This is a genomic window from Ornithinibacillus jepli (assembly GCF_047228935.1).
GTDB lineage: Bacteria > Bacillota > Bacilli > Bacillales > Amphibacillaceae > Ornithinibacillus.
This window is the reverse complement of sequence record NZ_JBFEGG010000001.1, coordinates 27,346-42,040: the sequence shown is the minus strand read 5'-3', so window position 1 is coordinate 42,040 and position 14,695 is coordinate 27,346. Positions and strand designations below refer to the sequence as shown.

Below are 14,695 nucleotides of genomic sequence, written 5' to 3'. Positions count from 1 at the left end.
ATCAGTTCTCCTTTCAACTACTAATCTGTAGAAAAGTATACCGTGCTTAAGTAGTCAGAACTATCGATTCTTCTTTCACTTTTCTTACATCGTTGTAAGGTTTTGTGTTTCGGAGAAAATGATGCGAAAGCTAGTCCCTTCCCCTACTTTCGATTCCACTTCTAGTTGATGTCCAAGATGGTCTAGTGTCTCTTTAGTTAGATACAATCCCATTCCAGTCGATTCTCGATATTTCCGGCCATTTTCACCGGTAAAAAAGGGATCATAGATTCGTTTTCTATCCGCTTCTGGAATACCTATTCCAAAATCTTTTACTTCTAGTATTGCCTCTTTCCCTCTTTCATATATCGAAATGATAATTTGATTACTTTTTTCAGCAGAATACTTCACCGCATTATGAAGAAGCTGTGTGAGGATAAAGAAGAGCCACTTTTCATCTGTCTCTACCGTTATACCTTCCTTTTCTAGATTAAGTTTTGGGTATACTTGGTTACGAATATAGAATCGCTTATTCTCCCCGTTGACTTCATCGATGAGGTTGGATAGGACAACTGGTTTTATATGAAAATCTTGTTCTATAGTTTTTAATCTAGCCATATAAAGAACCGTGTTTAATCCTGTTTTAATTCGTTCTGTCTCTTCGCGAATACTCGATGATTCCGGTTCATCTATATTCTGTGCTGTAAGTTCAATTACGGATAATGGTGTTTTCATTTGGTGCACCCATCTATCCATATACCTTCGATGCTCAGTTTGTTGTTTTTCCATCACTTCTAGCTGACTTAAAAATAGTTTGTACTGTTGACTTAACAATTGATGTAGGGCAACCGATATAGGTGATTCATCTAGCTTTTGAAAGCTATTATCTAGTGACTCTAGTGGAGTTGTAAGTCTGGCATATAGTTTGTGTCGATATCGATAATGGATAATCAAGTAACAGGTTAATAGGAAAAATACAAGAAAGGCTGCATAGAAAAAAAGCTTGAGATTTTGATAACCATCAAGCCAAAAAAGCGAAAGAATAACCAACAATTGAATGCACTGTACAACAACCAGAAGGAAATGCTCCTTGAAAAATAGTTTCATTCTTTAATCTCCTTCCAGGAAACATTTAATCGGTAACCTGTACCTCTTACCGTCTCCACAACATCTTTCAGACCAACTTCTTGCAGTTTTTTCCTTACTCGGGTGATATTTACATTGAGCGTATTTTCATCAACATACGTTTGTTCGTCCCATAGTTTTTCTAGTAAATCTTCTCGACCAGTCACACGAGGATATCGTTCCATTAAACTCTCGATAATATCCGATTCCTTTTTTGAGAGGGATACCGTTTTCCTTTCAAAGGAGAGTTCTAGTCTCTCTGGATAAAGTTTTAATCCATCAGTTTCCAATACCCTTTCCTCCACTTTTGTTGCATATTCTCCGTAGGCACGTCTCAGTTGACTCCTAATCTTTGCCATCACAATTTCTGGACTAAATGGCTTGGTAATATAATCATCGCCGCCGTTTTCCAATGCCATGACTTGGTCCATTTCCCCAATTCGAGCAGAGATAAAGATTACTGGACATACTGATTCCGTTCTTATTTGCCTACACCAATAATAGCCATCAAAGCTAGGTAAATTTATATCCAACAGAACAAGTTCTGGTTTCATCTCTCTAAAGTTATCCATTACATGTTCAAAATCATTCACTATCCGTACATCATAACCATATTTTTCAATATGACTTTTAAGATGATTGGCTAACTTAGGTTCATCTTCTACGATCATTATTTTTTGCATCTTCTTCACTCCTTGACTATTATTATGTCATAGAATGATATGGACAACAAAAAGCTAAGAGAATGAAAAGTTTCTCTTAGCTCTATTTTCATTTGGATTTTTTCTGACTTGATCATTTCTAGTTAAACCCTTATGATACTTTCATTTCTATGATGAACTAGTAACTATTTCTTTAATATCCCTAAATAAGCTATCCAAGGACCTACATCTTCTTGATATCGCTTTGCCAAAACTCGAACAATTTGTGCGATATGAGTTAAATCATGTACAACCCATGTTGAGATTAATTGTCTCAATGTCACTTCACCGAATTCCGGGTGAATACCTGTTTTATTAAAATCTTCCTCTGATTGAATCAGACTATAAAGCGTCTTGATATTCTCTTCTCTCAGCGCGCTAAACTCCTCTAGCTTCGTTGACATAGGTCTTTCCCGTTTTCTCAAATGGGCAAACCGATCAAAAGGCGGAAAATGATTTTCTCTTTCAGGAATGAGAATAGACTCTATCCTTGGCATCCAATCTGTTTTCTCCGCTTCGATTAAATGTTCTACCACTTCTGATGAATTCCATGTTCCTTCACCTTCATTTACCTTTAGCCAATTTGATGATAAGCCGCTTAAAAAATATTCCAAAGTTTTCGGTGTTCTTTCCAATATCTCTAATCCTTCTTGTAGATCAAAATTCACGTTACTCCCCCCTTAATACTATTGATTAATAATACACTCTTCGTTTCTACTTTAGACATTTTTTTGTGATATAAGTCCAATCTTATTCGGTGTTAGGTTAGATTAGATTATTAAAGAACTAACTCAATAAATCTTGAATATCTTCTTCTGTCAAAGCCAGTAATTGTTCGTCATGCGGATCAATAACTTCCTCGATTAAACGCCGCTTCCGATTTTGTAATTCATTCATCTTCTCTTCAACTGTTCCCTTTGCTACAAGCTTTATAACTTGTACTGATTGTTTCTGACCGATTCGGTGTGCCCTATCAGCAGCTTGCTCTTCAACGGCAGGATTCCACCAACTATCGTAGAATATAACCGTATCTGCTCCAGTTAAATTAAGACCAGTACCACCAGCTTTTAATGAAATAAGAAATACGTCCCGTTCCCCATCATTAAATCTATTACATAATTTCACTCTTTCTTCCGATGGTGTTTGACCATCTAAATAAAAATGAGATATACCTTGAGCAACTAATTCTTGTCCAATAAAACTTAGCATCTTTGTAAATTGAGAAAAGATTAATAACCTTCGCCCTGAAAACTTAGCCTCTTCTACAATACTCATAAGTTGCTCAAACTTTGCTGAGGAACCTTCATATCCATCAACGAATAATGCTGGATGACAGCAAATTTGCCTCAGTCGGGTTATGCCTGCTAAGATTCTTATTCGGTTTTTTCGGATTGTTTCCTTATCCAAGTGCCTTAACGTTTTATGCTTAAGCTTTGCTAAATAACTTGCATAAAGCTTCTTCTGTTCTGGTAATAATTCCGATCTGTCAACTACTTCTGTTTTTTCCGGGAGTTCGTCTAGAACATCTTCCTTTATTCTTCGTAACATAAAAGGGCGAATTCTCCTGGCAATCTGCTTGTTCGTTAATTGACTATACTCCCTTAAACCTAGAAATAATTCAGGGAACACAACGTGAAAGATAGACCAAAGTTCTTCTAAGGCGTTTTCCATTGGTGTACCAGTTAAGGCAAAGCGAGTTTGCGCATTGAGTTTTTTTACTACCCTAGCAGTTTGTGTTAAAGCGTTTTTAAACATTTGTGCTTCATCAAAGAAGATAACGTGAAACTCCTGGCATTCATACCATCTACTATCACTTCGTAATAATGGATAACTCGTGATAATAATATCAATATCATCAAGATCAGATTGTAGTTTTAGTCGTTCTCGCTTATTCCCGTCTATTACTACCGTTTGCAGCTCAGGTGTAAATTTCAATATTTCGCTTTGCCAGTTATACGTAACAGATGAAGGACAAACGATTAGTGCTGGCTTCCCCTTTTCTCGAATTTGAGGTAGCTCAGATAATATAAAAGCAATACTTTGAATTGTTTTTCCTAATCCCATATCATCCGCTAAAATTCCTCCAAAACCAAAATTAGAAAGAGCCTTCATCCATTTAAATCCATGCTTTTGGTAGTTTCGTAAAATATCTTCTAGCGGTTTCGGCACTTCATAAGGTAAGGTTTCAGGATGTTGAATAGCCGAAAGAAACTCCCGGAAAGATGTTTCAAAAGATACCGTATCATTCGACTCTATCGTATTAAGTAATCTTAGTCCTTCTACAATTGGTACTTTAAATTGCTGCTCCCATTCATCAATTTGCAGTGGTACATGGTTCATGAACCTATGGATTTCTTCTATTTCTCTTGTTTCTAAAGAAAAAAGCCTACCATCTCTAAGACGATAATACTTCCGCTTTTCTTCTAATGCAGTCAAAACATCCTTAATCTCTTCTTCTGGAATACCATCAATCGAAAAGGTAAATTCAAGCCAATGTGTCCTTTCCCGATAATGCCTTACTTTTATTTTGGGGATCGTCGTTTTAGGTAAAATTCGCAATCGGACTGCTGTAGTTGCATACACTTGAACTAGTTTGTGCAACTTTGGCAGCTGATGATGTAAAAAGTTGTATTCTATCTCTTCGTTTTGAATATAGTAGCCGCTTTCTGTTTGAATAAACTTACTTTCATTCATAAGTTTTAGAATCGCATCTTCCTTCTCTATATCACGAATAATCATCATGCCAACTTTTGGCTGCCTACCATCCAAGGGATTAATCACAACATTTTCATAATGAAATTCAAGTCCTGCTAATAGGCGGTTCTTAACTCTATCTAAGTAAAGCTTGGCCTTCAGTGGTGTTTTTTCTATCTCAGCAGTAATCTCTCCGGATAAGTGAACCTGTCCCATTTTCCTCAACTGGGGCAATAACTTTTCCATATAATACTTCAATTGGGGTTGTGGTATTGGAATGGCATTCGATTTAGACACAGCTAGCATTTGCTTTAAGCCATAGAGCCTTTCCGCTTCCCCTCGTTTAACCACCACCATTTTTCCATCAAATAAACAAGAGTCATATTCTTTTAAAATCACCATATTACGTAAGCCTTCAATTGCTAGTTGATAGCCATCTTTGCTATTGCCCCTGAATTCAAATGTTAATGGCAAGGGTTCGTCCGTTACGTGAAATTGAGGATAGTCTTGCCCACTGTAATGAAGTGTGACGTGTGGAGCACGAATCAATAATGGTTCCATTCTACTCCAAGAAGTTGCAGGGATAGATAGAATCGTTTTATCTTCCTTATTATTACACTTTGTTGGTAGGGCTCGAAGATACATCCTTTCGTCATTTAAAATGGATATTAATTGCTGGATAACTTGATCTGTTTCTTGGTCAAAGCAATGTTTTTTTGGGTCGTATGTGAATTTATCTGATATAGAATACTTCTTACCTTCATTTATTTGTAAGAAAAATTTGCGAATATCATATATCTCTTGACCCTCAATAGCCAATCCAATCCCTAATAAATCATTTCCATCATCACCAGGTATCACCTTGCAATGCAAAGTTGCTCTGACCACTTTTCTATTCTCAAAATGGGTTTGTTTACCCGTTTTTGGAGAAGGATTGGATTCAAATAAATGTAATAATTCATCAGAAAGTTTACTAGTGTCTCGTACCGAATTTAGATCAATAGTCTTTTCCTTTTGTTGTACATAAGCAATGAGTACTGCTGCGACATGTTGGCAATCCTTTTGAAATGAACTAAGGGACGGGCAACTACATGTTGATGTAAAGCCATTTTTGTTTTTCTCAAGGTGGACAAAAAACTCCTCTGCACCTTGAACTGTCGCATCTATAGATTCAGACGTTACCGCTTCAATCGTTACTTTTCCATTACGATAAAAGGCGTCCCCTTTTTTATAGGAGACTGCCCCACAACGTTCTTTGATGACTTTTTGATTTAGTTTAATCTCCATTTAGGGTAACTCCTTACCTCGATAAAAATAATTTAAAACCGTTCAATATTCCTTCTTAATCAATTTAGCATGAACAAATAAAACTTACCAGTACAGCAGTCCCATGAAATATGTAACATTTTTGTAACATATGATAAATTCATACCGTCTTATTCATTATAGAAAGAGAAGTTTTCAAATATATAAAAGTGGGGTGTTAGAATGAAGAAGTTGTTATTCTGGCTTATACTAAGTATTTGTATTGTACTAGTAGCCTGTAGCAATGATTCCCAAAATAGTGAAGAAGCTGATTATGTTGCTGAGGACTCAGCTGGGGCAGACGGAGAGAGTGCTGATTTCTCAAATTCACCAGAAAATGCTAATACTAGTGAAGGATCATCTACAGAAGGACAGAAGGAAGAAAGTCAACAAACTAGTAGTGAGAATCGTCCAGTAGACAGGAAAATTATCTATACGGCTAATGTAGCAATTGAAGTGAAGAATTATCAACAATCAATAAATGATATTGAAACTAAAGTAACGGATTACGGTGGCTATATTGTGGAATCCAATACGGAGAGTTTTGATGGTGATAAAATCACGAGTGGTTTTATTACTGTTCGAATTCCTCAGGATAAGTTTCGAGAGTTTATTAACTTAGTAGAAGATGGTAGTAGCAAAGTTTTAGAAAGCTCCATTTCTGGCCAAGACGTTACGGAAGAATATGTTGATTTATCCTCTCGATTAAAATCAAAACGAGTAGTGGAAGAACGACTTCTCTCTTTTATGGAACAAGCAGAAAAGACTGAAGACTTATTAAAGATTTCAGATGACCTAGCAATCGTCCAGGAAGAAATTGAAGAAATCCTCGGAAGGATGAATTATTTAGATAATAGAGCAGAACTAGCAACAGTTACAATTGAAATACATGAAAATAATGTAAGTCTTGCACAAGTAAATGATGACGATTTAAATACTTGGGAAAAAACGAAGGAACAGTTTATAAAGAGTGTAAACATGTTGATTAATCTATTTTCTAGTTTGTTTATTTTCCTTATTGGAAACTTGCCGATTCTTATTTTACTAGGCATTATTGGTTTGGTAACGTATTTAATATTCAAAAAGAGAATGTTTAACAGAAAAGAGTAAATTACTATTAGCAAAAATAAGTCTGGGACAAAATTTTTGTTAGTCCCAGACCCTATTCCGTTTGGCAAACAGAAACCCTACTCTAAATCTGACAATATATGGTCAATCATTTGTGAGTTTGCGATTGGTCCTGTGTATAGCCAGCTAGTGTTGGCATCGTATTCATAGATATTTCCATTTTTCACTGCTGGGATGTTTTGCCAAATTGGATCTTCTAACATTTCTGATCCATTACCCTTATCACTATTGACTAAGAAAATATGATCGGCATCCAATTCCGCAAGCTTCTCTAATGAAATCTCAGACCAGTTTGCTTCTGTGCTAGCCGAAATCTCTTTCACTACGTTTGGTGTTGTAAGACCTAAGTCATTATACAAAACATCACCACTAGATAAGGAATCACTCACTACGTAGAAAGTGTTACTCACTAACCAAATTGCTGCCACCGATTCATCACCGATAGCTGTTTGAATTCTTTCCTTAGCATCTGCCGCTTTTTCCTCATAATCAGCTAGTACTTGTTCAACTTTCTCTTCTTCTCCAAACACTTTACCTATTTCCTTAAATTCGTCACGCCAATCATTATTTTGTGCTGATCCGATGACATAGGTAGGTGCGATTTTACTATATTGTGCATACTTATTTCCTTCAACCATACTAGCTGAATCCATAATAAGTAAGTCAGGTTTAAAGCTAGCAACTGCTTCTAATGGAAGGTCATGTGGGATTGTTGGAACCTCTTCAAGATATTCTTGTAAATACTCTTGAATTCCATTACTAACAGACCACTGGGCAACAGGAGTTACTCCTAATGCTACTAAATAATCTTCTAAGTATGAAGCAATTACACGTTTAGGCTCAGCAGGAACCGTTACTTCGTTCCCCATCGCATCTGTCAACGTACGGTCTGCTACTTCGGTTCCATCATTTTCATTCTGAGTAGTCGAATCATCGCCCTGTTCTTCTCCATCATTATTTCCACATGCAACTAATAGTAATGCTAATACTATTAGACTTAAGAATATGTAAAACTTACTATTAATTTTCAATGATCTATCCCCTTTAACTTAAAATAATAACTTCACATCTAAATGATAACAATTATCATTATCATTTGCAATCGTTTTCTTACCTATCCTATTATATTTTGCTCTTTGAATTTTTTTATACTATAATGATAATGATTCTCAATCCTATGATAAATAACTTTTATCAACTTATCAGGAGAACTTTATTTATGACCAAACATGCGTCCGGAAAAATACATACTAATATTTCAAAATCTAGACTAGTCATTCCGATGTTTATTTTACTTGGAGGAACAGTTTTTCTCATCTTCTCTATTGCAATATCTATTTTATTTGGAGCAGCGGATATAAACTTACAAACGATATGGCAAAGCATTACGAATTTTGATTCTAATTCTACATCACACCAAATTATAATAGGGCTTAGAATACCTAGGGCACTAGCTGCCGCTTTAATAGGTGCTGCTCTTGCAGTTTCCGGATCCCTGATGCAAGGGATGACTCGAAATCCACTTGCTTCCCCATCGATTATGGGGGTAACAGCTGGAGCTACTTTTATGATGGCCATTGCGCTTATAGTTATGCCTCACGCATCTAATTTCGTCATGATGCTATGGGCATTTGCTGGGGCTGGACTTGGTGTTGCGATTGTATTTGGAGTAGGATCCATTTCCAAATCAGGTTTAACTCCCGTTAAGCTTGCCTTAGCTGGTACTGCAGTGTCTGCGATACTCAGTTCGTTATCGTCAGCTATAGCTATCCATTTTAATGTGGCAAAAGATATGAGCTTTTGGTATGCAGGAGGGGTATCGAGTGTACAGTGGCTTCATGTTCAGCTCCTATGGCCAATTGTCGTAATCGGACTTATACTTGCTTTTATCCTTGCCAAGTCTATCACGGTTTTAGCCTTAGGAGATAATGTTGCTAAAAGCTTAGGACAACATACGTTACTTATTAAAACAGTAGGTACGATAGTCGTTTTATTACTCACAGGTGCAGCTGTATCGGTATCAGGGACTATTGGTTTTATCGGATTAGTGATACCTCATATTACTCGTTTTCTTGTGGGAGTAGACTATAGATGGATTGTTCCTTGCTCGGCAGTACTTGGGGGATTATTACTAGTTATAGCAGACACCGTATCACGAATGGTTAATCCACCATTCGAAACACCTGTAGGGACAATTACTGCATTAGTCGGTGTTCCATTCTTTCTCTACTTGGCACGTCGTGAAGGGGGAAAGATGTAATGAAATCTAGTTCAAAACAAGGGAAACGAATTGCAATCACTGCCATCATTTTAATCATAGGAATTATTATCACGATATTAACTAATCTCAACTTAGGTGTCATCTCCATTCCACCGATTGACGTTTTCAAAACTGTTTTCGGTCAAGGGGACGATTATAACAGTATGGTACTGATGGAGTTCAGGCTACCTCGTATCGTGATAGCAATATTAATTGGCGCAGCAATGGCGATATCTGGAGCAATTTTACAAAGTATTACCCACAATGAATTAGCAGATCCAGGAATAATTGGAATAAATGCTGGTGCGGGTTTTGCCGTTGTGCTATACATCTACTTATTTCAAAGTGGCATGACGGAATTATCGAGCACATCAATTTTCTTTTTACCACTTACAGCTCTTACTGGCTCAATGGTTGCAGCAATACTAATTTATCTACTTTCTTGGAAAAACGGTATCTCACCGATTCGTTTGATACTAGTTGGAATAGGGATTAATAGCGCATTTGCAGCTTTGATAATCATGTTCCAGTTAAAAATGGATCCAACTGATTTTACAAGAGCGACTGTATGGTTGTCTGGGGATATCGCAGGTGCAGACTGGACCTATGTCCTTGCCCTGTTACCTTGGGTAGTCATACTTATCCCACTTGCACTTTATCAATCCAATGTATTAAATGCATTACAATTAGGGGATGATGTTGCAAAAGGGCTTGGTACTCATGTAGAAAAAAATCGATTTGGCTTATTATTTATCGCTGTCGCACTTGCTGGTTCTAGTGTTTCTGTCGGTGGTGGAATTGCCTTTGTTGGACTTGTTACACCTCATTTATCGAAAAAACTAGTCGGTGTTAACCATTATTCCTTCCTTCCGATTACGGCATTGATGGGGTCTTTATTACTTTTAGTATCAGACACAGTTGGACGGAATATTTTATCACCATCAGAAATTCCGGTCGGACTTATCGTATCATTAGTTGGTGGATCTTATTTTATCTATTTATTAATGAAGAGCTAGTTGCTTAAATACATGTAAAAGGGAGATTATTATGGGGGAACATAACGAGCTACACGATGTCATTATCATCGGTGGAGGAACAACAGGTTTATTTGCTGCTTTTTATTGTGGTATGCGTGATTTGAAAACAAAAGTAATCGAATCCGGATCCGAGCTTGGTGGAAAAGTGCTTCAATTTCTTCCGGAAAAGCTTATTTATGATGTTGGCGGAATACCACAAATCACTGGAGATCAGTTAGTCGAGCAAATGATAGAGCAAGCATCAATAAATCAACCTACGATCATATTTAACCAATGGATCGAAACGATAACTAAAGATGAAGATGATATCTTTACCCTAACTTCATCTGACGGAACTCGTCACCGAGCAAAGGCCGTAATCGTCGCAACTGGAACTGGTAAATTTAATCCAGTAAAACCCGAAGTGGACGGGTTAGAGTCTTTCGAACAAAAATCTGTTCATTATACGATTAGCAACCTTCAGCAATTTGCAGGAAAACAAATTATGATTGCTTCCAACAATAGAATCGGAATAGATTGGGCACTCACACTAGAAAATATTGCAGAGCGTGTCTATTTAGTTAATAACAAAAACACCTTCCAGCACGCTGCAGACGAAGAACTACAAAGTCTTGAGGAGTCATCCGTTATTGTCGAATTAAATAGTAATTTAATAGAACTTCAAGGGGAAGATGGTTGGCTAGATGAAATTACAATAAAGTCCGATGAGAAAGGTGAACAACGCATTAAAGTTGATCATCTGCTTGGATATAACGGTCTCAAAATGGTTGCTACTCCATTTAAAGAATGGGGATTAGAAACATCTAGTGGCAAAGTAGCAGTTGATCACTATATGGCGACAAACATTGAAGGAATCTTTGCAGCTGGGGATTCTACCGGATATCCAGGAAAAACAATGCTAATTGCTTCTGGCTATACAGAAGGACTAACGGCTGTAAATAGTGTTGCGAAATATCTTAACCCGAAGGCAGCTCCACAAGTATATAGCACGGTAATTTATCGCAAGTAACGTAAAGGACATGTGGTCTGAATTGCCCCATGTCCTTTCTTATATGAACTAAGTTAACTCAATAAAAAATCTTCTTTCTTCCTCTATTACGTTAAACCCCACTGACCGGTACAATTGTAGTGCTTTCTCATTCTCTGTATCAACCATCAACATTGCTTTGGTTAGTCCAATGTCTTTTAAATAGGTGAGTGCTGTTGTTAGAAGAAATGTTGCAATTCCTTTTCTCCTCCAGTTTTCTCTTACAAACACATCCTCAATGACACCCATATCTTCTTCCCGCCAGGCCATTGCAGAAGCTATTATACTCCCATTTTCCAATACTGGAATCGCAGTCCACGATGGATTAGCTTTATATTCATGTAATCTGTTCAGCCCAAGTGCAGCATCTGGCCAAATCTCACGCTCTACTTCTAAATATCGCTTTTCCTCTTCTAGTCCCTTCATTTCCCAAAAATTCCATTGTAAATCTGAATGTGATAGCGTGATAGACTCGATGGGTTGTTGTAAATCTCTTTCCATTGTATATAGTGTATTTAATGGCCTAAAGCCTTTCTCTTTCACAAAGTAGCGATTATTATTTATCTCGGCCCCAAAGTTACCTACGCAAAGGTTCGTTTGGTAATCTGCTGAAAGTAGTTGCTTCAGTTCTAATGCACGACTATATAACGGTTTATATAATTTATTTAATAAATTATAATCTAGCTCTCTACCGGGTAAGGTTTTAAGATTTATATAGATCATATGTCTATTTTGTATTGGATGTCCTTCTGAAACGCGGTTAATAATTTCAACTTGACCCTTTGCTACTATTTTTCCAGCATCAAAAGCACAAATCACATTATCCCAGTTCTCTTCTGGGCCAACCCACCAAAATATGACTCTTCTATCTTTTGTCACAGAGTGATAGAATTCACTTAATAACGGTAAATCTTCTTGTTTAAAATTCCTAATCTCTGTTAGCATTGTACAGCTTCACCTCAATCTGTTTCACTCTTAGTCATAATTGACATAGTTAGGAATAGCTTCTCTCATCATTATTTTTAACAAGTGGTTGAATTCTCCAGTACGTAATCGATCTCCATAACCATTCGAACGGGCCAAAGCGAAACTTTTTCAACCAAAAAGTACTAATAATCATTTGTACTGCAAATATAATGAAACAAATAATTGTACCTGTTACAAGATTTACTTTCCCATACCAACCAAATCCTACAAAAATCCCAATAGAAATGATAGTTTGCATTAAATAATTTGTTAATGCCATTTGACCTGTAAATCCAAGGGAACGTAATCTTTGTTGCCATTTATTTCTCCTTAGTAATATGGTCAATGCAGTAATATAAAATAAGCATAAAGGAATACTGCTAATGCTCGTCAATACTTGAATAATGTATAGTTGTTTAACCCCTGAATCCACTATTCCAAATGTATATAAAGCGAGAAGTGCAACAAGTGGAATACTGATTAATAAAGTAATGAGACGTATTTTTTTAAGCAATTGCAGGTGTTTAGATACATCTTGGAAGATACCTGCTTTTCCAGCAGCTAATCCGATTAAAAACATCGCAAGTACCGGAATCATTGCAGGAAGTATATTCAATAGAATCATTGGTAGCTCTGCTCCAAGTCGATAGCTTACCCATTCTAGGTATCCAGAATGTTGATAAATAGCCGTATAACTAGAAACTTCACTTTCCATTACTATTCTTGGTACTTCTATTTGTTCTAATAATGTATTTGGTATTAATAAGGTGAGGCTATTGAAGGCATTATATGCTAATAACAAACTGCCCGCCCAAATCAGCATTGTTTTGATCTTTCGTTTATAGAACAATAACAAGAAAAGTCCTGAAAGTGCATATGTATGTAAAATATCTCCATACCATAGAGCAATCAAATGTATCAGCCCAAATACTAGTAATGCTATTATTCTTCTAATATATAATTTTGTAGCAGCTTGTCCTTTCATCTCAGCACGGCTAATAAAAATATAAAAACCTAATCCAAACAGAAAAGAAAAAATCGTAAAAAATTTCATATCAATAAACAATGTGAAAAATCCATCTAACCAATAATCCCAACCAGTATACTCCGGTTCGTATCCATTCATTGTTTTCACAAATATAGCACTATGAAATGATGGCATGTTAACTAGAAAAATTCCAAATAACGCAAATCCCCTAATAATATCAATAGTACGAATTCGTTCTTGACTTGAAATTGGTGAATTAACCAAAACAGTTCCCCCTTGTTCGTTAGTAACTTTCTATTATTTTACGTTAACTATTAAATTTAAGTTTCACTATTTGCTAAATAAACCTTTATAACTTCCTCCCTTTAAACGTAATCCCATCACTTTCAAATCGTAAATTTTCATCAAAAGGCATGACATAAGTATCCAAGCTAATATATTCGGTTTGAATTTGATGAGCAAAACTGAGGATCTTTTTATCCAGTGTAAGAATTGGCATTTCACCATTTTCCACTCGGATAACAACTTGAATACGAGATGTTAAATCATATTTTTTTCGTAACTCATTAATGATAAATACTTTATCTCGAAGCTTCTGGATAACCTCATTCATCTTATCCTTTAAATCAACAGAGGCTTCATAATCGGTGCCTAGTTCCCACCAAGTTTGTGTATAATATCTTCTGAAATCAGGATTTATCTTTCCATTTGGCGGAATAATCTCCTCACCTTTTTTATCCGTATCGGTTGGTAGAACACCTAGTTTTTCCGTTACTTCCTCTAGTGGAAAGTCGTCACCATAAAGACTAAAATAGACCATGATTTCTGATTTTTTCTCGTTTAGTTCAATCTGCTCTTTTTTTATGTACTCCCGTATCATTTGTATGACTGATCTCATTGCATCAATATTTAATTCTACATATATACCTTCTAAAAGATCATTCACTCCAGCTACATGTGCAACAGTTAAATTCTCATTTCCCTCTAATAATTGAATGTCCTCGTCGTCTACCACATCACTAATCTCTCCTATTACGACTAGCCCTTTATTTGGACGTTCCAACAAGGCTTGTAATACTTGAGGATGATGAGTATAAGGTGTGAACCAAACTGCTTTTATATTCGGATAAAGCTGGTGTGTAAGAAAATAGGCTGCAATTGTAGATCCAAGTCCTAGTGAGACAAAATGAACGGTATCATATTCCTGGTCCTGTAAAAAAGAAAGGATCATTTCATTAACAATTACTGGTAGATTTTCTTCATTTATATTCATTCCTGAATAATGAAATTGAAACGTATCAAAACCTTCATCCCAATAAAGATGATTGGTATACCACATAATGGGGCCTTGTGTTGTATATTCTTTACCAGGTAATAAAATAGCAATTTTTTTAGGCTGACTATTTTTCACTGACAAAGTATAAGGAATCGTTACTCCTTGTGCTTCCATTGTTCCTTTATGATATGGATATTGCAACATTCTAC

At 36.3% G+C, this 14,695-nt stretch carries 12 protein-coding genes; 4 read left to right on the top strand and 8 right to left on the bottom strand.

Features of this window, described 5'->3' with window-relative positions:
- Nucleotides 1–84: 84 nt before the first annotated feature.
- The 4 genes from AB1K81_RS00210 to AB1K81_RS00195 form a co-directional block, all read right to left on the bottom strand.
- On the bottom strand, nucleotides 85–1,086 hold the full coding sequence (locus AB1K81_RS00210) for a sensor histidine kinase (protein WP_412974637.1): 1,002 nt from the start codon (nucleotides 1,084–1,086) through the stop codon (nucleotides 85–87).
- Nucleotides 1,083–1,787: a response regulator transcription factor gene (locus tag AB1K81_RS00205; protein WP_412974636.1), complete on the bottom strand. Its 705-nt coding sequence runs from the start codon at nucleotides 1,785–1,787 to the stop codon at nucleotides 1,083–1,085. The genes AB1K81_RS00210 and AB1K81_RS00205 overlap by 4 nt, the downstream gene beginning before the upstream one ends.
- 164 nt (nucleotides 1,788–1,951) lie before the next feature.
- Nucleotides 1,952–2,473, bottom strand: a complete 522-nt coding sequence (locus AB1K81_RS00200) for a DinB family protein (protein ID WP_412974635.1) — start codon at nucleotides 2,471–2,473, stop codon at nucleotides 1,952–1,954.
- A gap of 118 nt (nucleotides 2,474–2,591) precedes the next feature.
- Nucleotides 2,592–5,786 (bottom strand): SNF2 helicase associated domain-containing protein, encoded by a 3,195-nt coding sequence (locus tag AB1K81_RS00195; RefSeq protein WP_412974634.1) that lies wholly within the window; start codon nucleotides 5,784–5,786, stop codon nucleotides 2,592–2,594.
- Between the two features lie 201 nt (nucleotides 5,787–5,987).
- Here AB1K81_RS00195 and AB1K81_RS00190 point away from each other — a divergent pair, with 201 nt between their 5' ends.
- Nucleotides 5,988–6,914: a DUF4349 domain-containing protein gene (locus tag AB1K81_RS00190; RefSeq protein WP_412974633.1), complete on the top strand. Its 927-nt coding sequence runs from the start codon at nucleotides 5,988–5,990 to the stop codon at nucleotides 6,912–6,914.
- A gap of 77 nt (nucleotides 6,915–6,991) precedes the next feature.
- On the opposite strand, the gene AB1K81_RS00185 is transcribed toward AB1K81_RS00190, so the two are convergent.
- Nucleotides 6,992–7,963, bottom strand: coding sequence for an iron-hydroxamate ABC transporter substrate-binding protein (locus AB1K81_RS00185; RefSeq protein ID WP_412974632.1), 972 nt, complete (start codon nucleotides 7,961–7,963; stop codon nucleotides 6,992–6,994).
- Nucleotides 7,964–8,214: 251 nt separating this feature from the next.
- Between AB1K81_RS00185 and AB1K81_RS00180 the strand changes: the two genes are divergently transcribed.
- The 3 genes from AB1K81_RS00180 to AB1K81_RS00170 are packed head-to-tail and all read left to right on the top strand — an operon-like array spanning nucleotide 8,215 to nucleotide 11,238.
- Nucleotides 8,215–9,192, top strand: a complete 978-nt coding sequence (locus AB1K81_RS00180) for a FecCD family ABC transporter permease (RefSeq protein ID WP_412976088.1) — start codon at nucleotides 8,215–8,217, stop codon at nucleotides 9,190–9,192.
- Nucleotides 9,192–10,208, top strand: a complete 1,017-nt coding sequence (locus AB1K81_RS00175; RefSeq protein WP_412974631.1) for a FecCD family ABC transporter permease — start codon at nucleotides 9,192–9,194, stop codon at nucleotides 10,206–10,208. The genes AB1K81_RS00180 and AB1K81_RS00175 overlap by 1 nt, the downstream gene beginning before the upstream one ends.
- A gap of 31 nt (nucleotides 10,209–10,239) precedes the next feature.
- Nucleotides 10,240–11,238 (top strand): NAD(P)/FAD-dependent oxidoreductase, encoded by a 999-nt coding sequence (locus AB1K81_RS00170; RefSeq protein WP_412974630.1) that lies wholly within the window; start codon nucleotides 10,240–10,242, stop codon nucleotides 11,236–11,238.
- A 48-nt stretch (nucleotides 11,239–11,286) separates the two neighbouring features.
- Here the strand turns inward: AB1K81_RS00170 and AB1K81_RS00165 are convergent, their stop codons facing one another.
- The 3 genes from AB1K81_RS00165 to AB1K81_RS00155 all read right to left on the bottom strand — a co-directional run bounded on the left by AB1K81_RS00165 (nucleotide 11,287) and on the right by AB1K81_RS00155 (nucleotide 14,687).
- Entirely contained in the window at nucleotides 11,287–12,201 is a 915-nt protein-coding gene (locus AB1K81_RS00165; RefSeq protein WP_412974629.1) for a GNAT family N-acetyltransferase, read from the bottom strand.
- 49 nt (nucleotides 12,202–12,250) lie between these two features.
- Nucleotides 12,251–13,474, bottom strand: a complete 1,224-nt coding sequence (locus AB1K81_RS00160) for a DUF418 domain-containing protein (RefSeq protein WP_412974628.1) — start codon at nucleotides 13,472–13,474, stop codon at nucleotides 12,251–12,253.
- A gap of 85 nt (nucleotides 13,475–13,559) precedes the next feature.
- Nucleotides 13,560–14,687, bottom strand: a complete 1,128-nt coding sequence (locus AB1K81_RS00155) for a DUF4279 domain-containing protein (RefSeq protein WP_412974627.1) — start codon at nucleotides 14,685–14,687, stop codon at nucleotides 13,560–13,562.
- Nucleotides 14,688–14,695: the final 8 nt, after the last annotated feature.